The 22,809-nt window shown below is 57.0% G+C and carries 21 protein-coding genes; 16 read left to right on the forward strand and 5 right to left on the reverse strand.

Annotated features, from left to right (window positions below; all coding sequences use genetic code 11):
* The first annotated feature begins 12 nt into the window (after positions 1 to 12).
* The 3 genes from OSH09_RS09920 to OSH09_RS09930 are packed head-to-tail and all read left to right on the forward strand — an operon-like array spanning position 13 to position 2,869.
* Complete coding sequence (locus tag OSH09_RS09920) at positions 13 to 1,092, forward strand: ABC transporter substrate-binding protein (RefSeq protein ID WP_266120882.1); 1,080 nt, start codon at positions 13 to 15, stop codon at positions 1,090 to 1,092.
* Positions 1,089 to 2,105, forward strand: coding sequence for a FecCD family ABC transporter permease (locus OSH09_RS09925; protein WP_266120883.1), 1,017 nt, complete (start codon positions 1,089 to 1,091; stop codon positions 2,103 to 2,105). Before OSH09_RS09920 ends, OSH09_RS09925 begins: the two co-directional genes overlap by 4 nt.
* Positions 2,102 to 2,869: an ABC transporter ATP-binding protein gene (locus tag OSH09_RS09930; RefSeq protein WP_207872047.1), complete on the forward strand. Its 768-nt coding sequence runs from the start codon at positions 2,102 to 2,104 to the stop codon at positions 2,867 to 2,869. The genes OSH09_RS09925 and OSH09_RS09930 overlap by 4 nt, the downstream gene beginning before the upstream one ends.
* 15 nt (positions 2,870 to 2,884) lie before the next feature.
* Here the strand turns inward: OSH09_RS09930 and OSH09_RS09935 are convergent, their stop codons facing one another.
* Positions 2,885 to 3,445, reverse strand: a complete 561-nt coding sequence (locus OSH09_RS09935; protein ID WP_207872044.1) for a MarR family winged helix-turn-helix transcriptional regulator — start codon at positions 3,443 to 3,445, stop codon at positions 2,885 to 2,887.
* Positions 3,446 to 3,735: 290 nt separating this feature from the next.
* On the opposite strand from OSH09_RS09935, the gene OSH09_RS09940 reads away from it, so the two are divergent.
* From OSH09_RS09940 to OSH09_RS09955, 4 genes are all read left to right on the forward strand, one after another.
* Complete coding sequence (locus OSH09_RS09940; RefSeq protein WP_207872041.1) at positions 3,736 to 4,707, forward strand: amidohydrolase family protein; 972 nt, start codon at positions 3,736 to 3,738, stop codon at positions 4,705 to 4,707.
* Positions 4,708 to 4,709: 2 nt separating this feature from the next.
* On the forward strand, positions 4,710 to 5,534 hold the full coding sequence (locus tag OSH09_RS09945) for an alpha/beta fold hydrolase (protein ID WP_266120884.1): 825 nt from the start codon (positions 4,710 to 4,712) through the stop codon (positions 5,532 to 5,534).
* An 81-nt stretch (positions 5,535 to 5,615) separates the two neighbouring features.
* Positions 5,616 to 6,668: a M29 family metallopeptidase gene (locus OSH09_RS09950; protein ID WP_207872034.1), complete on the forward strand. Its 1,053-nt coding sequence runs from the start codon at positions 5,616 to 5,618 to the stop codon at positions 6,666 to 6,668.
* Complete coding sequence (locus OSH09_RS09955; protein ID WP_222668715.1) at positions 6,655 to 7,278, forward strand: N-carbamoylsarcosine amidohydrolase; 624 nt, start codon at positions 6,655 to 6,657, stop codon at positions 7,276 to 7,278. The genes OSH09_RS09950 and OSH09_RS09955 overlap by 14 nt, the downstream gene beginning before the upstream one ends.
* Positions 7,279 to 8,421: 1,143 nt before the next feature.
* Here the strand turns inward: OSH09_RS09955 and OSH09_RS09960 are convergent.
* From OSH09_RS09960 to OSH09_RS09975, 4 genes are all read right to left on the reverse strand, one after another.
* Positions 8,422 to 8,940 carry an aromatic-ring-hydroxylating dioxygenase subunit beta gene (locus tag OSH09_RS09960; protein ID WP_207872028.1) on the reverse strand — a complete coding sequence of 173 codons (519 nt, stop codon included), beginning with the start codon at positions 8,938 to 8,940 and terminating at the stop codon, positions 8,422 to 8,424.
* A gap of 13 nt (positions 8,941 to 8,953) precedes the next feature.
* Complete coding sequence (locus OSH09_RS09965) at positions 8,954 to 10,243, reverse strand: aromatic ring-hydroxylating dioxygenase subunit alpha (protein WP_207872024.1); 1,290 nt, start codon at positions 10,241 to 10,243, stop codon at positions 8,954 to 8,956.
* A gap of 66 nt (positions 10,244 to 10,309) precedes the next feature.
* Complete coding sequence (locus OSH09_RS09970; protein ID WP_266120885.1) at positions 10,310 to 11,587, reverse strand: NAD(P)/FAD-dependent oxidoreductase; 1,278 nt, start codon at positions 11,585 to 11,587, stop codon at positions 10,310 to 10,312.
* A 33-nt stretch (positions 11,588 to 11,620) separates the two neighbouring features.
* Complete coding sequence (locus OSH09_RS09975) at positions 11,621 to 11,935, reverse strand: non-heme iron oxygenase ferredoxin subunit (protein ID WP_207872018.1); 315 nt, start codon at positions 11,933 to 11,935, stop codon at positions 11,621 to 11,623.
* Positions 11,936 to 12,314: 379 nt separating this feature from the next.
* Here OSH09_RS09975 and OSH09_RS09980 point away from each other — a divergent pair, with 379 nt between their 5' ends.
* The 9 genes from OSH09_RS09980 to OSH09_RS10020 are packed head-to-tail and all read left to right on the forward strand — an operon-like array spanning position 12,315 to position 22,792.
* Positions 12,315 to 13,412: a TRAP transporter substrate-binding protein gene (locus OSH09_RS09980; RefSeq protein WP_207872015.1), complete on the forward strand. Its 1,098-nt coding sequence runs from the start codon at positions 12,315 to 12,317 to the stop codon at positions 13,410 to 13,412.
* A 24-nt stretch (positions 13,413 to 13,436) separates the two neighbouring features.
* Positions 13,437 to 15,839, forward strand: coding sequence for a xanthine dehydrogenase family protein molybdopterin-binding subunit (locus OSH09_RS09985; RefSeq protein ID WP_266120886.1), 2,403 nt, complete (start codon positions 13,437 to 13,439; stop codon positions 15,837 to 15,839).
* Positions 15,836 to 16,672 (forward strand): FAD binding domain-containing protein, encoded by an 837-nt coding sequence (locus OSH09_RS09990; protein WP_207872006.1) that lies wholly within the window; start codon positions 15,836 to 15,838, stop codon positions 16,670 to 16,672. The genes OSH09_RS09985 and OSH09_RS09990 overlap by 4 nt, the downstream gene beginning before the upstream one ends.
* A gap of 3 nt (positions 16,673 to 16,675) precedes the next feature.
* Positions 16,676 to 17,863 (forward strand): xanthine dehydrogenase family Fe-S subunit, encoded by a 1,188-nt coding sequence (locus OSH09_RS09995; protein WP_266120887.1) that lies wholly within the window; start codon positions 16,676 to 16,678, stop codon positions 17,861 to 17,863.
* Between the two features lie 44 nt (positions 17,864 to 17,907).
* Entirely contained in the window at positions 17,908 to 18,927 is a 1,020-nt protein-coding gene (locus OSH09_RS10000; RefSeq protein WP_266120888.1) for an ABC transporter substrate-binding protein, read from the forward strand.
* The gene (locus OSH09_RS10005) at positions 18,927 to 19,706 is read left to right on the forward strand and encodes an ABC transporter ATP-binding protein (protein WP_207871996.1); all 780 of its coding nucleotides are present in this window, start codon (positions 18,927 to 18,929) and stop codon (positions 19,704 to 19,706) included. The genes OSH09_RS10000 and OSH09_RS10005 overlap by 1 nt, the downstream gene beginning before the upstream one ends.
* Positions 19,699 to 20,460 (forward strand): ABC transporter permease, encoded by a 762-nt coding sequence (locus tag OSH09_RS10010; protein ID WP_222668734.1) that lies wholly within the window; start codon positions 19,699 to 19,701, stop codon positions 20,458 to 20,460. Before OSH09_RS10005 ends, OSH09_RS10010 begins: the two co-directional genes overlap by 8 nt.
* Before the next feature lie 38 nt (positions 20,461 to 20,498).
* On the forward strand, positions 20,499 to 21,107 hold the full coding sequence (locus OSH09_RS10015; RefSeq protein ID WP_207871989.1) for a TRAP transporter small permease subunit: 609 nt from the start codon (positions 20,499 to 20,501) through the stop codon (positions 21,105 to 21,107).
* Positions 21,108 to 21,118: 11 nt separating this feature from the next.
* Entirely contained in the window at positions 21,119 to 22,792 is a 1,674-nt protein-coding gene (locus tag OSH09_RS10020; RefSeq protein ID WP_266120964.1) for a TRAP transporter large permease, read from the forward strand.
* Positions 22,793 to 22,809: the final 17 nt, after the last annotated feature.

Here is a 22,809-nt window from a genome sequence, read left to right on the forward strand (position 1 = left end):
GGGAGAGGCGGGATGAAGCGTCGTGACATATTGCGTGCCTTGGCGGCACTGCCGATTTTGGCGCCTCATGCCCGCTTGCTGGCCCAGTCTGGGGAGGCTGGGGCCAGTACCTCTATCAATTTGCATATCAGCGTGGCGGGCAAGCTGCCCGACCCGGCCAAGGTGGGCCGGGTGGTGGCCGCTGGTCCGCCCGCTTCTGTGCTGGTGTATTGCCTGGCACCGCATACTCTTTTAGGTTGGCCTTTTCAGTTGGCGCCTGCCGCGCAGGGCCTGATGGCCGCCGCGGGTTTCTCCTTGCCTTATCTGGGCCGTCTGGCTGGTCGGGGCAGTACCTTGTCCCTGGAAAGCCTGCTGGCTTTGAAGCCCGATATGGTGGTGGATATAGGGGATGTGAATCCCTATTACGAGTCGGCCGCCAAGTCCGTGCAGGAACAGACCGGCGTGCCCTATGTTTTGCTGGATGGTCGTTTGAATGACAGCCCGGCGCAGTTGCGTCAGGCAGGGCATTTGCTGGGGCAGGCAGAGCGCGGTCAGCAATTGGCCTTACGCGCTCAAGTTATTCTGGACGTTGCCCATCAGGCTGCCCGACCCCGAGCCAAGGGCTTGAAAGCCTATTTGGCACGCGGTAATGATGGCTTGGAAACTGGTATGGGTCAGTCCATTCATACCGAAGTGCTGCGGCTGTGTGGTTTGACGGTCATGGGCGACGAGAAAAGCGATAATCGGTTGGGCCGTATTTCTTACGAGCAATTATTAGCCTGGGACCCGGACATTCTGTTCGCCCAGGACGACGCTTTTTTTGAATTGGCCAGGACTCAGGCGCCCTGGAATCAGCTCAAGGCTGTGCGGGAAGGGCGTTTGTATCGTGTTCCAGCCTTGCCTTTCGGTTGGCTGGATGGCCCGCCGGGAATCAATCGTCTGGCCGGTGTGATCTGGCTGAGTGCCTTGCTGGAAGGTAGTGAGGCCATGCCACGCATGCTGGCAGAGTTGCAGGATTTCTACTCAGCCTTTTACGGCATGTCTTTGGACAGCGAGCAGATCAAGCGACTGGTGCAAGGGCTGGACCCCTTGGGTTCAACACAAAACTCATGAAGCTGGGTTTGCCCTACGGGCTGTTGCTGCTTTTTCTGGGGCTGATTCTGGCCGTCCTGGTGGTATTTGCGCTGGGGCAGGGGGCTTACCCTTTGTCGGGGACAGATGTGCTGCGAGCTTTAGCGGCTGGTTTTTCAAGTGACCCGGATACCTCGCAAAGTCAGGCGGTGCGTGTCGTCTGGGATCTACGCTTGCCGCGTATTGCTGCGGCTCTGGTGGTGGGGGCCGCGCTCTCTACCGCAGGCGCCGCCTACCAGACCATGTTTCGTAATCCGCTGGTGTCGCCCGACATTCTGGGCGTGTCCTCGGGGGCGGGCCTGGGGGCGATTCTGGCTATCTATTTGAACCTCTCTTTGTTCGGCGTGCAGATGGCCGCCTTTGTGGGCGGTTTGCTGGCCGTAGGCATTGTTCTGAGTCTGGCGCGCATGTTGCGCCATCATCCGCCGATTTTGATTCTGGTCCTGGCCGGGATGGCGGTTGGCACCTTGCTGGGTGCCGCTTTATCGCTGATCAAAATTCTGGCCGATCCCTATTCTCAGTTGCCTTCCATGACCTTCTGGTTGCTGGGCGGCCTAAGCGCGGTGCGCGCCTACGAAGTCTGGCCTGCTGCGATGATGGTGCTGGCTTGTGTCGTCCCTGTCTGGCTGCTGCGCTGGCGTATCAACGTACTGGCCTTGCAGGATGATGAGGCGCGTTCCCTGGGCATGCCCGTTTCCGCCTTGCGTTGCCTGCTGATTATTTGTGCCACCTTGATGACGGCAGTGTGCGTGGCTCTGGCGGGCATTGTGGGGTGGGTGGGTTTGTTGATTCCGCATGTGGCTCGCTTGCTGGTGGGGCCGGATTTTTCGCGCCTGTTGCCTGTCTGCTTGCTGGTAGGGGCTGCCTTCCTTCTGTTGACGGACACGCTGGCACGCAGCATAGGCACATTGGAACTACCCTTAGGTGTGCTGACGGCCTTGGTGGGTGCCCCCGGCTTCTTGCTGTTGCTGGCTCGTGGTGCGAGGCAGCGATGAGCGAACAAGGCTTGGAGGCTCTTGATCTGGCTGTCGGCTATGGGCGCAAGCAAGTAGCCAGCAATCTGAATTTGCGTGTGCAGACCGGGCAGGTCGTCTGTTTGCTGGGCCCCAATGGCAGTGGCAAGTCCACCCTGTTGCGGACTTTGCTGGGCTTGCAGCCGCCGTTAAGCGGGCAGGTCAGGGTGCAGGGCAAACCTTTGGAGCAATGGAGTCGTCGCGCTCTGGCTCGACAACTGGCGTATGTGCCGCAAGCGCAGGACTCTGCATTTGCCTTCACGGTAGAGCAGTGGGTGCTGCTAGGTTGTGCCAGTGAGCTGGCCTGGTACACCCAGCCGAGTGCGGCAGACCGGCAATGGGTAGGGGTTTGCCTGGAGCGTCTGGGCATAGGCCATCTGACTGAAAAACGCATTGATCAGATCAGTGGCGGAGAGCGTCAACTCTGTGTGATTGCCCGTGCCTTGGCGCAGCGTTCGCAGTTTCTGATTATGGATGAACCCGCATCCAGTCTGGACTTCGCGAATCAATTACGCGTGCTGGATCAGGTCTCGCACTTGCGTCAGGAGGGCTTGGGTGTGCTGCTGTGCACGCATCAACCCGAGCATGCGGCCCGCGTGGCAGACTGGGTAATCTTGTATCGGGATGGGGGCATCTTGGCGCAAGGCCAGCCCCGCGACATGCTGAGTCAGGCCAGTTTGCGCCAGCTATATCAACTGCCAGCGCATGCCTTTGAACTACCGGATTGGTACGCGCGAGGGGCCTGAAGCCCCCCGAACCTCTCACATATTCTTCAGCGCTGCACGACCGTATTGGTTGTTGTGCTCCACGACGCGCGTCAGCATGGTCATGAAAGTTTGGCGCTGCTTGGCGGTCAGCGGATCCAGCAGGCGTTCCTGAGCCAGATTCATGCCGGTGCTGATTTCCTTCATCGCCGCCAATCCTGCCTCGGTGATGTAAGTCTGACGGGACCGGCGGTCCTCGGGGTTGATGCGGCGTCCCAGCAAACCTTTCTCTTCCAGCCTGCGGATGACATCGGCCGAGGTGGTGCGATCCAGCCCCAGTTCATAGCCAATAGTCGTTTGATCCAGCCAGGGCGAACCCATCAGCACAGACAGAACACCGTGCTGGACAGGGGTGAGGTCACTTTTGCACTCCTCGTAAAACATGGCGTAGTGAATCTGGTTAAGACGGCGAACCAGAAAACCGGGTCGGGACCACAGCTTGCGTCGATACAGCTCGGCATTTTCTTCTTCCACTGGACCCAGGATTTCGGCCCCGTCGGCGTCCAGTCGTTCTTCTTGCTTTAGCTCGGCGTGATTCTTCATGGATAAGTCAGTCATCGATTGAGTGGCCTTTTGCCCATTGCCCGACAGGCAACAAACAGAAAGCGGGACGACCTGCAAAGGGTACGGCTGCAAGGTCGGCGTCTACAAGGAAAGCAGGACTACGCTAGCGTGAACAGCAGCCCCAATTTCTGATTTGTGGTCATTTCTACAGGCACTGTCCACGCCCCAAAGTATATGTGATTTCCCGACTTGCTGAAAACAATAATAATCAGCATACTGATAGATATTGTTGGGGGGTCAAAGGATTGACCTTAAGTAAATCAATAATTTAGGGAAAATTTACGGTGAAACGTATTAAAAAAATAGCACTGGAGGAGCACTTCAACGCCGTTGGCTTTGAGGATTATTCCAAGGCCTTTGTCAAACATATTGACAGTGCCGACGCGCGTGAACTGATGGCTCGTTTGCATGACTTCGATGCACAGCGTCTGGAGGTAATGGACCGTGCCGGCATCGAGTACGTCGTGCTGTCGCAGACCGGTCCTGGCGTACAAGTGGAAAAGGATGTGTCCGTCGCTATCGAGCGTTCACGCCAGAACAATGATTTCCTGGCGCAGCAAATTGCACGTCATCCTGATCGCCTGGGTGGCTTTGCCACTTTGCCCATGCAAGACCCGGCTGCCGCAGCACAAGAGCTGACGCGCGCGGTGCAGGATCTGGGCTTGAAAGGTGCTTTGGTGAACGGTCACACGCATGGCGTGTACTACGATGGCCGCGAATACGATGCCTTCTGGGAAACCGTGCAGAAGCTGGATGTGCCGTTTTATCTGCACCCGTTTGATGCTTACGAAATGCCTCACGCATACTCTGGCCACCCGGAGCTGATGGGCGCAACCTGGGGTTGGGGCGTAGAGACTGGCACCCACGCACTGCGCATGTTGTTCGGTGGTGTGTTTGACCGTTGTCCGGAAGTGAAGCTGGTGCTGGGTCATATGGGTGAAGGCCTGCCATTCCAGCGCTGGCGCTACGACAGCCGTTTTGCGGTCTACCCGCACGGTGTCACCCTGAAGCGCAAGCCGTCCGAGTACATCGGCAGCAATATTCTGATCACCACTTCTGGTGTCTGTTCCGCCCCGACCCTGATGGGCGCGATTGGTGAAATGGGTGCCGAGGCCGTGTTGTTCTCCGTGGACTACCCTTACGAATCCACCGAATTGGCGGCTGATTTCATCGAAGCCGCACCGATGGATGACAAGACACGCGAGCTGGTGTGCTACGGCAACGCCGCCCGTCTGTTCAAGCTGGACCGGAGCTAAGCATGAGCACATTTCTGTACGGCGCTCATGTGCACGCCAATGGCATTCGTCAGCATTACCTGCGTTTTGGCGGTTCCGTCGGTGGGCGCGATCAGCGTCCTGCCGTCATCATCGTTCCTGGCATTACCAGCCCGGCCGTGACCTGGGGCTTTGTAGGCGAGCAGTTCGGCAAGCACTTCGATACTTACATCCAGGACGTGCGTGGTCGTGGTCTGAGCGAAGCAGCGGAAGGTATGGACTACAGCCTGGACGCACAGGCGGATGACTTGATCGCACTGGCTCAGGCTTTGGGTTTGAAAGACTACATCGTGGTCGGTCACTCCATGGGTGCACGCATTGGTTTGCGTGCCGCTCACAAGAACAGCGATGGCTTGAACCGTCTGGTGATGGTTGATCCTCCCGTCTCCGGCCCAGACCGCCGTGCCTATCCTTCCAAGTTGCCTTGGTACGTGGATTCCATGGCGATGGCTCGCAAGGGTTGCACCGCAGAAGACATGCGCGCCTTCTGCCCGACCTGGACTCAAGAGCAACTGCAATTGCGTGCTCAGTGGCTGCACACCTGCCACGAGCCTGCGATTTTGGCCAGCTTTGAAGGTTTCCACACCGATGACATTCATGTCGACTTCCCGCATCTGAAAGTCCCTGCTTTGTTGATGACTGCCGAGCGTGGCGACGTGGTGCGCGATGAAGACGTGGCCGAGATTCAGCAACTGGCCTCTGGCGTTCAGCACGTGCGCGTGCCTAATGCTGGTCACATGATTCCTTGGGACAACGAAGCCGGCTTTTACGAGGCCTTCGGTGATTTCCTGGGCCAGCGCCTGGTGTGATGTTGAAGGGGCCGCATGGGCGGCCCTGTCGTGATAAGGCATGTCGGTTTGAAGCCGAGGTGTCTCACAAGGAGAGACTAAATGGCAGTGAGTGATTACCAACTTATCGAGGCATGGCAAGAGGTTCTGCGCCTGTCCAAGCTGGAAGCGGGTCAAACAGTGACCTTGCTGACCAGCTCCACGACCAATCAGCAAACCATGCAGTGCGCGCAGATCGCAGCCCAGTCCATGGGCGCAGTGGTGAATCGTCTGGATCTGTTGCCTGTCAATGCAGAAAAGGCCTTGAGCCGTGACTCGTTGGCCTACTTGGGTACGACTCCGCTGACAGGTAATGAAGCGGCGATTGCCGCGCTGAAAGCCAGCGATCTGGTTCTGGATTTGATGACTTTGTTGTTCTCGCCCGAGCAGATCGACATTTTGAAGTCCGGTACCAAGATTCTGTTGGCGGTGGAACCACCAGAAATTCTGGTCCGTACCGTGCCGACAGAAGCGGATCGTATCCGTGTGACAGCGGCGGCGGGTCTGATCAAAGCTGCCAAGGAAATGAGCATCACATCTCCCGCAGGCACCAATCTGCGTTGTCCTTTGGGCGAGTTCCCGGCTATTCGTGAATATGGTTTTGTGGACGAGCCCGGTCGTTGGGACCACTGGCCTAGCGGTTTTGTGCTGACCTGGCCTAATGAGTTGGGTACCAACGGCACCATCGTGATCGACAAGGGCGACATTCTGTTGCCGCAGAAAAAGTATTCCTCCGAGCAGATTATTCTGACGGTGGAGAATGGTTACGCCACGAAGATCGAAGGTGGTATTGAGGCGCAACTATTGGACGAGTACATGAAGTCCTTTAATGACCCCGAAGGCTACGCTATCTCGCATATCGGCTGGGGTCTGCAACCGCGTTGTCATTGGTCTACGCTGGGTCTGTACTCGCGTGAGAACACCATTGGCATGGATGCGCGTGCGTTCGAGGGCAACTTCCTGTTCTCCCTGGGCCCGAACAACGAGGCAGGCGGCAATCGTACAACGGCGTGTCACATTGATATTCCTTTGCGCAATTGCACGGTCAGCCTGGACGGTCGTGCCGTAGTGCGTGACGGTAAGGTATTGGATGGAGGTGTTGGTGAGTACGAATGAAGGAGCGGTTTACGCTCAACAAGGTTTTGGGTCGACGCTGGAGCCTAAAGCTCCGTATGGCTTGCTGATTATTGATCTGGTGAACGGTTTTGCCGACCCGGCGGTATTTGGTGGCGGCAATATCCCTGAGGCTATCGAGAACACGCAGACCTTACTGGCAACGGCTCGTGAACAGGGCTGGCCTGTGGCTCACACCCGTATTGTGTATGCCGACGATGGCGCTGATAACAATATCTTCAGCATCAAAGTTCCTGGCATGCTGGGTCTGACCGAAGACGCGCACAACAGCCACATCGTGCCTGAACTGGCCCCTGCACCGGGCGAGTTTGTCGTTCGCAAGAACGTGCCTTCGGCCTTCTTCGGTACGCCCTTGGCAGCTTGGTTGACCCAACGTGGTGTGCAAACACTGCTGGTTGCTGGTGCGGTCACCAGCGGTTGCGTGCGCTCCAGTGTGGTTGATGCGATGCAACTGGGCTTCCGCCCCTTGGTCGTCTCTGATTGCGTGGGTGATCGTGCAATTGGCCCGCATGAGGCTAACCTGTTCGACATGCGTCAGAAGTACGCCACCGTGGCAACGCGTGAAGAGGCGATGAAGTTGATTGGTCTTTAAAGCCAGTCAAGCTCTTGAGTATTTGAGAAGAACGATGTGTTCCATCATGGCCTGGATGGGCGTCCGTGCTTGATGGACATGATTCGTCGTTAACAAGTCTGTTTTGATAGTCTTGTGATTGAGTATCGGTGGTCTGCCGCTTGGGGGCGGACTATCGGACCTGTGCCCCTGGGAGCCGTATGGCTCTCGGGGGCTTTTTTATTTCTGGCAGCGTCGTGGGATTGCGGTGTCAGGGCTTTCTTCTGGACGTGCCGTTTGGGCTTTGTTTGAGGGCGGTGGATAGTTTTCTTGTGCGGCCCGGGTTCGGCTTGTCTTGGCGGGTCTCTTGCCCACGCTGCGCGTGGGTGCCCTTGTCAGAGTGCCGGGGCGGGCGGGTCGTGAACTCGGAGCGCGATTTGTCCCCCGGACAAACCGCAAGCGTGCTCCTCAAACAGCACGACCTTTGCATCCCGCCCCAGCACTCTGCCCGCGGCAAGAGCCCTGACTCGCCCGACAAGCCGTACCCGGGCCGCACAAGAAAACAAGCAACACGGTTTAAAGCCCAAACGGCACTTGCAGAGGGGGAGTGAACGGCAGGGGCTCAGATTGGGTGGGTGGGGAAAATGCGCTTAGGAAACGTAGAAGAGCAAGGTACGAGACCCTGTTTGTTTAAAGAGTCTGTCTGTAAGAGATTGGTAGATAAAAAGCCATTGTGAGCCGTTCAGTCAGCCTGCTGAGGTGTTGGGGCGGATCAGAGTGCTTGCCGCGGTCAGGAGATAGCGTAGGGGTGCAAGCATCCTGCTGTTTGAGCCGGACGCTTGTACTTGGTCCGGGGGACCAAGTACCCGGCGAGTTCAGGATGCGCCCGTAGCTATCTCCTGACAAGGGCACCGGTGCGCAGCACAGGCAAGTGCTCAGCCCCAACACCTCAGCAGGCTGACTGAATGGCGTCTTCACAGAGCCTTCTTTCATCTCCAGGATCAATCTTCCCCATCAACCTGTGCTAACAGTTCCAAAGCCTCATTCCACTTTCCAAAAAATAAGCAAAAAATAAGCAAAAAAAAGCACCCCTCAACAAAGAAAGGTGCTTAAAGGAATCAGAAGACCCTCTGACTCAAGTGGCTCGGAAACAGCTATAAAAAAAACAGATATAAGAAAGAAGTCTTACACTGGAAACACCAGATCATTCGCCAGAATCGACGTATCAAAAATCACCTGACGCTCCTTGAGCATCAAGCGGCCTTCCTCGCGGGTGAACGTATCAAAATAATTACCCACCAGATGCACTGTAGAAGGCCCTTCCACCAAAGTCTGCATCAGCATGAAATTGGCCTCGGCCTCGATATCCCCGTTGTCCGCCTCGCTGACCACACGAACATCCGTCACCAGATGCAGCATGTAGCGCGGCGCATACATTTGCGTGCGGGCAATAGCCACCGCGCGATCGTGCATCATGTTGCGGCCTTCGGCATAGACCAGGCCCACCAGCAGCTTCAGATCCGCGTTCTCGCGTGAAGTGACGCGATACAAGGCGTCCTCCACAAAGAACATGGGCCAGTCCTCAACATTGCCACGATCCAAAGTGGCACAGTACTCGGCATTGAACAGCTCAATTTCCGCCTTCAGAGCCAAAGCGCGCTCACCAGAAACCTGGGCGGGTTTGAAAGAAAAATCCATTTTCATAAGTCAGCTCGTCTTACAGATCCATCACTTGGCGGTAGTACTGGTACATGGAGCGAATAGCCGCTTCCGAGATCAGCGTATTGGACGTCCCCAGCTTGCTCTCATCGAGCTTGATGATGTTCACCTCGCTGCTGGAACGACGCACCCCTTCCTGCACAAACTTCATGGCCTCGTTATCTTCCAGACCCAGGAAACCGGCAGGACCCATCAAGTTGCCCTGACGCAGACGGTGACGCGTCATCTCCTCGGTATCGTCCTCGTAGCCAAACATGGTCCATTGCATGATCAGGCTGTTCGGGCCATTGGGCACAATCTGACGCACACCCAAGGTATTCATTTCGCGCTGAACAATCAGGTTGGGCCAGATCGTCTGCATGGTCACCGACCAGGGCGAATCAAACTCTTTGACGTAATCCAGGAAACGCTCGTCGCGCAAACGCATATCGTCCACGAAAGAACGCATTTCCTTCTTGTTGTCCTCGCTGACCTCGGCGTACTTGTCCTCGGACTTGGCGGACGCCATATAGCCATGGCGACCATGCACCGGGTCTACATACATCTGCGACTTGTTGCCCGCTACCAGCAAACCAAACACCACCAGGAAAGAGTGCAGCAAGGTCGCGTGGTAAGGATCCTTCAGGTTCTCGTGGTACATCTTCCAGTTGCAAGGCAGCTCGTTACGGTAGTAGCCCAGAATCTTCAGCTTCTTGCCGGGGAAAATGGCCTCGAAATCCTTCAGGATCTCGGGTGTCAGATACTCCGTAATCGGCTCGACCTTGTCGCTGTAGGACGCAAAGATCACGCCATTGTGCGTGGTCACATGCAGCTTTTTCAGACCATGCTCAGAGTTCTTGAAGCTGCGCGGCATGCCGCCTTCTTTGTTTGCACCACGCTTGAAAGGAATCCCTTGCAGATCGCCCTTCAGGCTGTAAGACCACTGGTGATACGGACACACAAACTCATTGGTATTGCCCTGGTTGTGACGGCAAAACTCCGCACCACGGTGTGCACAGCGGTTTTCAAAGACGTTGATGCTGCCATCTTCCGCACGAGCGACGACCACTGGTGTGGAACCTACATACGAGCGCTTGTAGTCGCCCGAGTCAGGGATTTCCGCTTCCAGCGCCACAAAGTTCCAGGTGTCGCCATGGAAAATGCGTTCCATCTCGCGGTTGTAGATGTCGTTGCTGGTGTAGACCCAGTCTGGAATGGTGTTGAGCACGTCCTCGGGCCAGGTGCATTCCTCAACGGGGCGGTCTTTGGACCCGACCGTCTGGCCTATCACCGTTTGCGTCTGATACATGGAGATCTCCTCTGATAACTCTTTAATGATTCGTGATGACGAGGCGGCGCAGGCCGCTTCTCTTTCTTAGACTGAGGCCGTACGGGCCGCTTCTTTCACGTACTGGCGCAGCTTGGTTGCCGGGTCCAGCACGATGGCCGGATCCACAGGCAAGTCCTGTTCCATGACACTGCGTAAAGCGCGTAAATCTGCTCCGGCATTGACGGCAATCGCGTGTCGCAAATGTTGACCTTCAAAGGCCAGCAACATGAAGCTGATGGCATCGCCCTGGCTGTCCATGACACCGCGTACCTGATAGTTCAGATCCGGGCTGCCTTGGCCCAGCATCTGGATGTTGCAACCGAGCACATCCGTCCAGAACCAGCTAACGGGTGCAGCAGGGGCATCCTGCCCGGCAATGGCGTGGGCTACCTGACGAGCCTGCTCATTGGCGTTCTGCCAGGATTCGGTGCGCGTGCGTACGGAGGTGTCCGGGCAAATCTGCGTGGCGCAATCGCCCGCCGCATAAATACCCGCTACACGGGTGCGACCCTGGCGATCCACAATAATCCCGGCTGTCATCTCGTCGACTGCAATGCCGCTAGCCTGGGCTAGGGCGGAGTTCGCTGTCAGACCCGCCGCCACAATGGCCATATCCCCATTCAGGGTATGACCGTCGTTCAGCTCCAACTGCACGGGATGCTCGTTTTCGGCCACAAAGTGAGCCTGACGTACGCCATGACCCAAACGCACCGTGATGCCTTTGGATTCAAAGCGCTCTAGCAGCCATTGCGACAAGAGGGCAGGGGCATTGCGGGCCAATAGGCGTTCGTTCGCTTCAATTACCGTGACCTGTGCGCCGGTTTCGCTGGCGGTAGAGGCCAGCTCCAAACCCATGAAGCCACCGCCAATCACCAGTGCGCGCAAGCCGGGCTGCAAGCGGGCTTGCAGACTGAGCGCATCGTCCAGCGTGCGCAGATACAGGGCGTTGGCTTCAGTGGCAGGTAATAAAGCCAGTTCGCGAGCAGCGCCGCCTGTGGCCAGCACGGCGTGCTCAAAGCTCCAGGTTTGGCCGTTGCTCAAGGTCGCTTGACGTGTGTTGCAGTCCAGCGATTGCACCGTCGTGCCGAGCAGCAGTTCTATTTGTTGTTCTTGGTAGAACTCTGCCTTTTGCAGAAACACGCTGTCTGTCGTTGCGCTGGCTTTAAGCACGTCTTTGGACAGGGGCGGACGCTCGTAAGGCAAGTGGGCTTCGTCGCCCACCAGCGTGATGCTGCCGGTATAGCCCAGGCTGCGCAGTTCGCGTGCCAGCACCGAAGCCGCTTGGCCAGCACCAATGATCAGTACGGAAGTGTGGTTTGCCATGATGTTGCAGGTCTCGTCAGCAAAAAAAAGTGCTTAGGCCTGGCTGAAGTCAGCCAGAATATCGCTGCCTTCAATACGCAGCGGATAGACCTTGATGTCCACCGTGGCAGGCGCGTTCATGGCCTTGCCTGTGCGCAAACAGAATTTGGCCTGATGCAAGGGACATTCCACACAACCATCCTCCAGATAGCCGTCGGACAGCAGGGCGTATTGGTGAGTACAGACGTTGTCGGTCAGGTAGAACTCGTCCTCCAGTTTGTGCAGGGCCAGTTTCTTGCCTTCCCACTCGATGGCCAGGGACTCTTCGTTGTCGATGGCATCGGTTTCGGAAATTTTTATCCAGTTCAAAGTTGTCTCCGGTTTGTGCTTTCAATTAGTCAGTATACTGTATAAATTATAAAATCAAATATCGTTTTTATAAGGGATTGCGCTAGTTGAGGCTTAAGCTATTGATGCGGCTTTCCTTTATCCCATCAAGGACATGCGTCAGTAGTTTCCCTGCTTGACCAAAAATTAATTAATCAGCACACTTACTATTATCGAAGTCGTGAATGTGATTTTTACAGCACGGCAGCATGGCTTCGGACATCCGTCTGGTCCCTTGGGGGGACGGTCTGGCAAGAGCATGATGTGTGCGCCTGAATGCACGGCCAGATTGGCGGGAAAATACCCAGGCCCCTATCGAGCAGGGGGTGTGAATACATTAAAAAATACAAAGAGGTGAGTGATGGAGCGTCGTAGTTTTCTGCTGAAATCGGCAACGGTCGCGGGTGCAGGTCTGGCAGCAGTAGCCGCCCCTGCGATTGCGCAAAATAGCCCTACCGTGCGCTGGCGCATGTCCACCGGCTGGCCCAAAAGCCTGGACACCATTTACGGTTCGGCGGAAGCGCTGTGCAAACGTGTTAGCGAACTGACTGAAGGCAAGTTCGAGATCCGCGCATTCCCCGGCGGCGAGCTGGTGCCTTACGCCCAGAATATGGATGCCATCAGCAACGGCACGGTCGAGTGCAACCACGTGCTCAGCACCGCGTTTGTGGGCAAGAACACTGCCGTAACTTTTGATACCGGCCTGTCCTTTGGCATGAACGCCCGCCAGCACAATTCCTGGGTGCACTTCGGTGGCGGCCTGAAATTGCTGCGTGAAATGTACAGCCAGTACAACATCGTGAACTTTGTGGCAGGTAACGTGGGCGTACAAATGGGTGGTTGGTTCCGCAAGGAAATCAAGGACCTGGACAGCCTGCAAGGCCTGAAAATGCGTATCGGTGGCATTGGTGGCATGGTGCTGTCCAAACTGGGCGCTGTGCCTCAGCAGATTCCACCTAGCGATATTTACTCCTCGCTGGAAAAAGGCACGATTGACGCGGCCGAGTGGATTGGCCCTTACGACGACGAAAAGCTGGGCTTGAACAAAGTGGCTCCTTTCTACTACTCCCCCGGCTGGTTCGAGGGCAGTGCATCCTTGACTACCATGGTCAACAAAGATGCCTGGGAAGCCTTGCCTGCCAATTTCAAAGCTGCTTTCGAGACGGCCTGTAACGAGCAGACCATGCTCAGCCTGGCCAAGTACGACGCCTTGAATCCGGCTGCCTTGCGCAAGCTGGTGGCTGAAGGTGCCAAGCTGCGTTACTTCCCCAAAGACGTCATGAAGGCCGCTTACGACAAGTCCCAGGAACTGTGGAAGGAACTGTCGGACAGCAACGCCGATTTTGCCAAGATTTATCCAAGCTGGAAGGCCTTCCAGGAGCAGGAAGCCAGTTGGTTCCGGGTGGCTGAAAGCGCCCTGGACAACTTCACCTTCAGCGAGTTGGGCAAGCGCAGTTAAGCAGCACATTCTTAAGGTAGTGAAATGAGTCAGCACAGTCACCCGTCAAGCCTGGGTGGCCAAGGAGTCGGTGCGCGTATTCTCCGCAAGGAGGATGCGCGCCATCTCAATGGCCAGGGCAACTTCATCGGAAACATGACCATGCCAGGGCTGCAGGAAGTCGCCTTCCTGCGCAGCCCTATGGCGCATGCCCGTATTCGTCAGATCAATATTGAAGACAGCGCACGCGCGCAGGTTATTACCCGCGCTGATATGCCGGACTGTCTGGATATTTACGCCGCGTCCACCTTGCCCAGTTATCAGGCCTCCAGCATGCCGCCGCTGGCCTCGGGTAGTGTGCGTTATGTGGGCGAGCCGGTGGCTCTGGCCTTTGGCGAAAGCCGCGCCGTGGCCGAGGACGTTCTGGAAGAGATTGAAGCCTTGTATGACGAACTGCCGGTCTATGGCAGTGTGCAGGCCTCGCTGGCCGCACAGGGTGATCTGTTGCATGAAGGCTGGCAGAACAATGAGTTTGTGACACTGCGCTCGGACGTGGCTTTTGAAGAGCACGCCGCCCGTGCCGACCGCGTGATCGAGCATTCCGTCAGCCTGTCGCGTCAATGCATGTTGCCTATGGAAGGCAAGGCCGTGTTGGCCTATTGGGATTTTCAGGCCGATCAGTTGGTGGTGTATTGCGGCAGTCAGATTCCGCACATGCACCGGACTGGCATTGCTCAGTTTCTGGGCATGGATCAGGCCCAGGTGCGCGTGATTTCCCCCGATGTGGGCGGTGCCTTTGGCTACAAATGCGTGCTGCATCAAGAAGAACTGTGTGTGGCCTGGCTGGCCAAGACTTTCCGCAAGCCCTTCCGTTTCATGGAAGATCGCCGCGAGCATTTGATTGCGGGCGCAAATACACGTGAACACCAGTACCGTCTGAAAGCACATATCAGCAATGAAGGCCGCCTGTTGGCGCTGGATGCTGAAATTGATATTGATGGCGGCGCTTATTCTGTCTGGCCCTTTACTGTGGGTCTGGAAGTAGGTCAGGCCTTGGGTAACTTGCCCGGCCCTTATGATTTCCGTGGCTACCGCTGCCGCACGCGCGGTGTGGGCACCAATAAACCCGGTTTCATGCCGTATCGTGGCGTGGCCCGTACGGGTGTCTGTCTGGCCATTGAACAGATGATGGATCAGATCGCTTTGGCGGTCGGCAAGTCCTCCTGGGAAATTCGCTTGATGAACCTGGTACAAGGCGAGCAAATGCCTTACGTCAACGTGGCCAACAAGCATTACGACTCGGGCGATTATCCAGAAAGCCTGCGTCGCGCTTTGGCAGCGGTGGACGTGGATGCCGTGATGGCACGGCAGGTCCAAGGCGAAGCGGATGGTCGTCTGATTGGTCTGGGTGTTGCTTCCTATACCGAGCAATCCGCACACGGTACGTCCGTGTTTGCGAGCTGGGGGACGGCTGTTATTCCAGGTTTCGACCAGGCCTTTGTACGCATGACGCCAGACGGTGGCCTGGAAGTGCGTGTCGGTGTGCACTCGCACGGTCAGGGTATGGAAACGTCTTTTGCCCAGATCGCCAGCGAGATTCTGGGTATTCCCGTGGCCAAGATCAAAGTGGTGCACGGAGATACTGGCCGCACCCCATTTTCTACCGGCACTTACGCGTCCCGTTCTTTGGTGATGTCGGGTGGTGCAGTCTCCAAGGCCTGTAAAGAGCTGCTGCCACGCGTGCGCAAGATTGCCGCCCATATGCTGAAAACCGATGTGGACAGCATGCAGCATCAAGGCGATATGTTCAGTACCAATGACCGCCAGGTCAGCATCGCCCAGGTGGCTGATGCCTGGTACATCAACCCGCAACATCTGCCTGAAGATGTGGACCCGCAAGGTCTGGAACTGTCCGTGGGCTACAAGCCCAAAGTCGATACCGGTAGCTTCACCTACGCCAGCAATGCCGTGGTGGTGGCGGTTGATCCGCGTACCGGCGGGGTGGAAGTGCTCAAGTACGTGGTGGTGGAAGACTGCGGCGTCATGATCAACCCCATGATTGTGGAAGGTCAGACTATTGGCGGCATTGCCCAAGGGATTGGCACCGCTTTGTACGAAGAAATGCCGTACGACGAGTTCGGTCAGCCGCTGGCATCGACCTTGGCGGACTATGTCATGCCCGGTGCCTGCGAAGTGCCCAATATTCATATCGAACACATGGAAAGTCCGTCGCCCAATACCGAGTTCGGCGCCAAGGGCATGGGCGAGGGTGGGGCGATTGCGCCTCCCGCCGCCATCATGTCCGCCATCAATAATGCTTTGCGCTCCACGGGGGCACAGGTCTCGCATACGCCAGTGACACCGCATCGACTGCTGAGCGCCATTCGCGCCGCAGCACAGCCCGCTAGTCAGCAAGATAAACAGCCCGTGTCGGAGGTTCAGGCATGAAGGCCGCCAAGTTTGAGTACGAACAGGCCCAGAGCCTGAAACAGATCCAGGATGCCTATGGCAGCGACCCTTCAGCGCTGCGCTTGATGGGCGGTAGTCAGTCCCTGGGCCCCATGTTGAATCTGCGTCTGGTACGCCCAGGCCGTGTGCTGGATGTGTCGGCAGTGCCCGAACTGCGTCAGGTATCGGCCCATAAAGGGCAGGTGCGTATCGGTGCCGCTGTGACGCATGCCCAGATCGAAGACGGCATTCATGAACTGCTGCGCGGCCACATGATGCAGAAAGTCGCAGGCCGCATTGCTTACCGAGGTGTGCGTAATCGCGGCACCTTGGGTGGCAGCCTGGCCCATGCTGATCCGGCAGCGGATTGGGTGCTGACTTGTGCCGCTTTGGGTGCAAACGTCAATGTGCGTGGAACCCAAGGCAGCCGCAGCGTTCCCATGAGCGAATTCATGCTGGCCGCCTACACCACGGTGCTGGAAGCCGGTGAGTTTATCGAGTCCGTCGATGTGCCGGAAGTGTCCGGTTCGGCTCGTTGGGGTTACTACAAATTCACGCGCAAAGTGGGTGAGTTTGCCGATGCCAGTTGCGCCTGCTATTTCGACCCGGCCACGCGCACGGCGCGAGTGGTCATTGGTGCCATGGAAGGCGCACCGCGTTCCTTGCCGGAGCTGGCCGTGAAAGTGGCCGCACAAGGGGCAGCCGTCCTGGAAGGGGACACCATTGCAGCGGCCTTGCAGCCGTATCTGGCACAGCGGGACGAAGCCCATCAGGTGCTGTTCCGTACGGTAGTAGAGCGCAGCCTGAAGCAAGCGCTGGGCGTGAAAGGTTAAGACATGGCAGAAATCTCGATTCAAGTTAACGGCCGCTTGCAAAAGCATGAGGCCGAGTCGCGTACCCACCTGGGTGATTTCATTCGCGAGAAAAGCCGTTTGACCGGCACCAACCTGAGCTGTGAACACGGTGTGTGCGGCGCGTGTACGGTGCTGGTCGATGGCCGTCCGGTGCGCTCCTGCATTACCTTTGCCGGTGCCTGTGATGGCCACGAAGTCACCACCGTAGAAGGTTATGACGACGACCCGATCATGAGCCGTCTGCGTAAGGCTTTTTCTGAAAAACACGCCTTGCAATGCGGCTTTTGTACCCCTGGCATGTTGGCCACCAGCCGTGACATCGTGCTGCGTTTGCCGGATGCAGATGAAGCCCGTGTGCGTATTGAGCTGTCCGGCAATATTTGCCGCTGCACCGGCTATCAGGGCATTACGGCCGCCATTCTGTCCGTGCTGCAAGCCCTGCGCGATCAGCCCGATGCTCAGGTAGAAGCCTTGCGTGCCGCTGTGCTGCAAAACGTGCAACAGGACTGGAACCAGAACGGTTTCACCACCTTTGAAGCCGTACAGGAAGAAGTACAGGCTCCCGCTCCAGTGGCGGCTGCTGCGCCTGCCGCCTCCGGCAGTGCCGACAAGGGCAAAGGCCAGGCGATTCAAGGTGGTTTTGATGCCCGCTTCCCGGCTGATCAGGTCTGGGCTTTCATGAAAGATTTGCCCAAGGTGGCGGGTTGTTTGCCCGGTGCGATTATCGAGTCCCAGGAGGGGGCTACGGTACAGGGCAAGATCGCCATCAAGTTCGGCCCCATGTCGGCCGCTTTCAAGGGCAATGCCACGCTGGAAGAAGACAACGAGCGCCGTGCCGCCGTGCTGCGCGGCGAAGGTGTGGACTCTTTGAGCCAATCGCGTGCTCGTGGCGATGTCAGCTTCAAGGTCAATCCGGATGGCGACGAACGCAGCCGCGTGGAAGTCGAGTTGGTGTATTCGCTGCAAGGGCCGCTGGCGCAGTTTTCGCGCTCCGGGCTGGTTCAGGACTTCGTACGCCGCATGATTGCGGAGTTCGGCAAGAACGTGAACCTGCGCCTGGAAAAACCGCTGGCCGAAGGTGAAGAACCTGTCGTGGCCGAGTTCAATCCGGTCAAGATGTTCTTCAGCATTTTGTGGGACCGCTTCATGGGACTTTTCCGGCGCTCATAAACGCCTAGACGACGCAAGACGATAAATAAAACGGGGGTAAGGAGATGACGGAGCGTAAAGCTTTGGGAGGACGTGTGCGCCTCGCAATCGGGGCCACCTTGTTGTTGAGCACGTGGGGGGTGGCAGCAGAACCCTTGAATGTGAAGCTGGATTGGACGCCTTGGGCCGTTCATGCCCCGTTTCATCTGGCGGTGGAAAAGGGCTGGTTCAAGCAGGCTGGGCTGGATGTGCGCCTGGAAGATGGCAACGGTTCGGTGACGGCGGTGCAGATCGTGGGTGGCAGCGACCGCTTCGATGTGGGCCAGGCCGCACTGGCTTCTATGGTCATTGCCCGCAGCAAAGGCTTGCCGGTCAAAGGTCTGGCTACCTTTGCCACGACCAGTGATATTGGCGTGCTGGTGCCCAAGGATTCGGGCATCACGGGGCCGGCGGGTTTGAAGGGGCGCAAGATCGCCTATACCGCCGGTTCGCTGGAAGCTCCGTTTGTGGATGCCTTCCTGGCAGCAGGTGGATTGCGCCGCAGTGATGTGGATCTGCTGAGCGTGGATGCGGCTGGCAAGGCCGCCACCTATGCCGTGGGTCGGGCAGATGCGGTTATTTCAACTATTCCGTTTGTCTTGGCCTCGGTGTCGCGTCAACGTGAGTCCAATGCCATTCCTTTTGCCCAGCATGGTCTGGATATGGTCAGCTTTGGCCTGTTCACCAGCGAATCCAAGCTGGCCAGTCGTGGCGCGGAGCTGACGGCATTCTCTAATGTGGTCGCCAAGTCCTGGAACTACATTTACAACGGTCACGAGCAGGAAGCTGTGGATGCGATTGTGGCGCAACGCCCCAATGCGCGTTTGGACAAAGCGATCTTGCTGGACCAGTTGAACATTCTTAAAACCTACTTTGGCCCAGCCGTCGGGCAAGGCAGCATTGGTGTGAACCAGCCTGCGGATTGGGACAAGACGATTGCCACGCTGGAGCGGGTGGAGTTGATTCCCGCTGGTCAGAAAGCCACGGATTTCTACCAGTCCGGCGTGGTGACGACGCAATCCCTGACCGCGCTGGAGCAGAAGTAATGGCGGCGCGGGTTCTTTCTCAAGATGTGCGCAAGCGCTTTGAAGGTGCGCGGGATGTGCTGGCCCTGGATGGCATTAATGTCGATATTCAACCCGGCCAGTTCATCAGCATTCTGGGCCCTAGCGGCTGCGGGAAAAGCACCTTCTTGCGTTGTGTGGCCGGGCTGGAAGATATCAGTAGTGGCTCCCTGACGGTAGACCAGCAACCCGTCAGCGGCCCGCCCGATCAGGTGGGCATGGTGTTCCAGCGCGATGCCCTGCTGGAGTGGCGCACCATACGCGACAACATTCTGTTGCCCCTGGAGTTCGCGGGCAAACGTACGGCGGACTATCTGGACAAGGTGGATGCCTTGCTGGCCTTGACGGGCCTGTCCCAGTTTGCGGATAGCTATCCGCGCCAGTTGTCTGGTGGCATGCGCCAGCGCGCTTCCATCTGCCGCGCTCTGGTCGATGACCCACGCCTGCTGCTGATGGATGAGCCTTTCGGTGCGCTGGACGCACTGACGCGCGACAACATGAACGCCGAGTTGCAACGCATCTGGATGAAAACGGGCAACACCACCTTGTTTGTGACGCACGGCATTGCCGAAGCCGTGTTTCTGGCTGATACCGTGCTGGTGTTTTCCTCCCGTCCGGGCCGCATCCTGGAACAGATCCACATCGACTTCCCCCGTCCTCGCCCGCTGTCTCTACGCGAGACCCCGGAGTTCGGGCGTCATGTGGCTCATATCCGCCAATTGTTTGGTATTGCCGATGGTGCAGGAGATAGCCATGAGTAAAGCCTTGCGTTCCATGCCCTCCTGGTTGGCGGGCGTGGTCTCTACCGTCGTGGTGTTGTTGGCGTGGGAACTAATTTGTTGGCTGGGGCAGGTGCGGGAAGTGATTTTGCCGCGCCCCTCGCTGATTCTGGAGGATTTGTATGGCGAACTGGGTTGGTACATGGGTCAAGCGTTATACACGCTCGGCATCACGCTGGCTGGATTTGTACTGGCCGCCGTAGGCGGCGTGCTGATCGCGGTCGCTTTAGTGGGTTCACCGCTCTTCGAGCGTTTTTGCTATCCCCTGATTGTGGGTTTTAACAGTATTCCGAAAGTCGCTCTGGCACCCCTGTTCGTGGTCTGGATGGGCACCGGCTACGAGCCCAAGGTGGCTATCGCCTTTTTGATTGCCGTCTTTGCCGTGATTGTGGATACGGTGCAAGGCCTGCGCTCGGTCTCGCCGGACATTCTGGACTTGGGCCGTGTCCTGAAAGGTGGGCCGGTCGCCCTGTTTTTCAAGGTGCGTTTGCCTTCGGCGCTGCCGTCCATCATGGCAGGCCTGAAAGTGGCTCTATCCCTGGCTTTGGTGGGAGCCATTGTGGGCGAATTCGTGTCCTCCCAGCGGGGGCTGGGCTTTGTGATCATGAGCGCCCAGGGGGTGTTTGACACCGTGCGCGTGTTCTCCGCCCTGTTTATTTTGGCCGTGATGGGTCTGGTGTTGTATTTCCTGCTGGACGCAGTTGAAAAGCGCGCTACCCGTTTTCGGTCCAACTAGATTTCAACTAACTTCAACGCAGAAAATCTGGGGGATTGATGCAATCTTTACTAAAACTATCAAGGGCGATCGACAGCCTGAATCAGCTATGTGGCCGGGTGGTCATGTGGGTGGTTCTGCTGGTGGTGTTGATCAGTTCCTATAACGCCATTGCGCGTAAATTTTTCGATTCCAGCTCCAATGCCTGGCTGGAAGTGCAATGGTATTTGTTTGGCGCCTTGTTCCTGCTGACCGGTGGCTACACCTTTTTGCGCAACGAACACGTACGCGTGGACGTGCTGGCCTCGCGCCTGTCCGAGCGCAAGCAGATCATGATTGAAGCGGCGTGTGTGGTGCTGTTCATGCTGCCTGCCTGTATCGCCATCATGGCCTTGTCCTGGCCGGTGTTCATGGACTCTTATCTGACGCAGGAAGTGTCCTCCAACTCCGGTGGCCTGATTCGCTGGCCCGCCAAACTGATTATTCCTATTGGTTTCGCCCTGATTTCCCTGCAGGGGATTTCGCATCTGATCAAGTGCATTGGTTTTTTGCGTGGCGCTTGCCCCAACCCCAACAAGAAGTTGCAGGAAAAAACGCCCGAAGAGTTGCTGGCTGAAGAAATTGCACGGCAAGCCGAGGCCAAGTTAGTGCATCAACAGAAAGGCTGAACCAGATCATGATGGATTTATTTGTCGCCAATATGGCGCCAGTGATGTTTGCATCACTGATTGTTTTCTTGCTGCTGGGCTTTCCGGTTGCCTTTGCTCTGGCCGCCAACGGCATGGTGTTCGGCCTGATTGGTGTGGAAATGGGCCTGTTCAACTGGTCCTTGTTCCAGGCCTTGCCGCTGCGGGTGTTTGGCATCATGGCCAACGATACCTTGCTGGCCATTCCTTTCTTTACCTTTATGGGGCTGATTCTGGAGCGTTCGGGCATGGCGGAAGATCTGCTCGATACGATTGGCCAGTTGTTTGGCTCCATGCCTGGTGGCCTGGCGATTGCCGTGGTGTTTGTGGGTGCCATGCTGGCCGCCACAACCGGTGTGGTGTCGGCATCGGTCATTTCCATGGGCCTGATCTCCCTGCCTATCATGCTGCGTTACGGCTATAGCCGTCGACTGGCAACTGGGGTAATTGCCGCCTCGGGAACACTGTCGCAGATTATTCCGCCATCCCTGGTGCTGATTGTGCTGGCTGACCAGTTGGGTCGTTCGGTCGGCGATATGTACCGTGGCGCGATGGTGCCCGGTCTGGTGCTGACAGGTGCCTACCTGCTTTACATCCTGATTCTGGCTGTGCTGCGTCCCAAGGATGTGCCCCCCATTCCCGTTGAGCATCGTACGTACTCGGAGGCCAATGGCCGTTCGGGCTCCCGTTCCTTGTGTGTGCTCCTGCTGATCTCTCTGGTTGCCGGTTATGTGCTGGACGAGTTCTGGATTGACCCCAATGGCCCGGTTGATGAGAAAGTCATCATTGGAATTTTGCTGGTAGGTGGTGTGGCCTTCTTGCTGGCTCTGATCAACAAGTGGCTCAAGCTGGGTTTGTTGTCGGTATTGGCCGAGCGTGTCGTGTTTGTAATGATCCCGCCGCTGGGGCTGATCTTCCTGGTGCTGGGCACGATCTTCCTGGGGATTGCTACCCCTACCGAAGGCGGCGCGATGGGCGCAGTCGGTGCCATCCTGATGGCCGTCAGCCGTGGTCGACTGAGCATTGATTTGCTCAAGCAGGCTATGGACACCACAGCCAAGCTGTCCTGCTTTGTGATGTTCATTCTGATCGGTTCCACCATCTTCTCGCTGACTTTCCGTGGTGTGGACGGCGACCTGTGGGTGGAGCACCTGCTGATTGACCTGCCAGGTGGTGAATACGGCTTCCTGATTCTGGTCAGTGTGCTGGTATTTGTCTTGGCCTTTTTCCTGGATTTCTTCGAGCTGGCTTTCATCATCGTGCCTTTGCTGGGGCCGGTGGCTGACAAGATGGGTATCGATTTAATCTGGTTTGGCGTGCTCTTAGCCGTTAATATGCAAACATCCTTTATGCATCCACCATTTGGCTTCTCACTATTTTATTTGCGCTCGGTGGCGCCCAAGGATGATTACATCGACAAAGTGACCAAAAAGAAGATCCCGGGTGTGGCCACAGGCGACATTTACTGGGGCTCCGTACCCTTTATCTGCATCCAGATTGTGATGATTGTCATAGTGCTGCTGTTCCCCGGCATGGTGACGCACTACAAGGGCACGGGCGCCAAAATTGATCCCAATACAGTCACGATCGAAATGCAGGATGAATACGGCGACAACCTGAATCCCTTTGATGATTCGGGCGATAGCGGCATGCCGATATTCAAGTAAACACAGGAAAGACAGGA

The sequence above is a fragment of the Alcaligenes parafaecalis genome (assembly GCF_026344135.1).
GTDB classification, from domain to species: domain Bacteria; phylum Pseudomonadota; class Gammaproteobacteria; order Burkholderiales; family Burkholderiaceae_B; genus Alcaligenes; species Alcaligenes parafaecalis.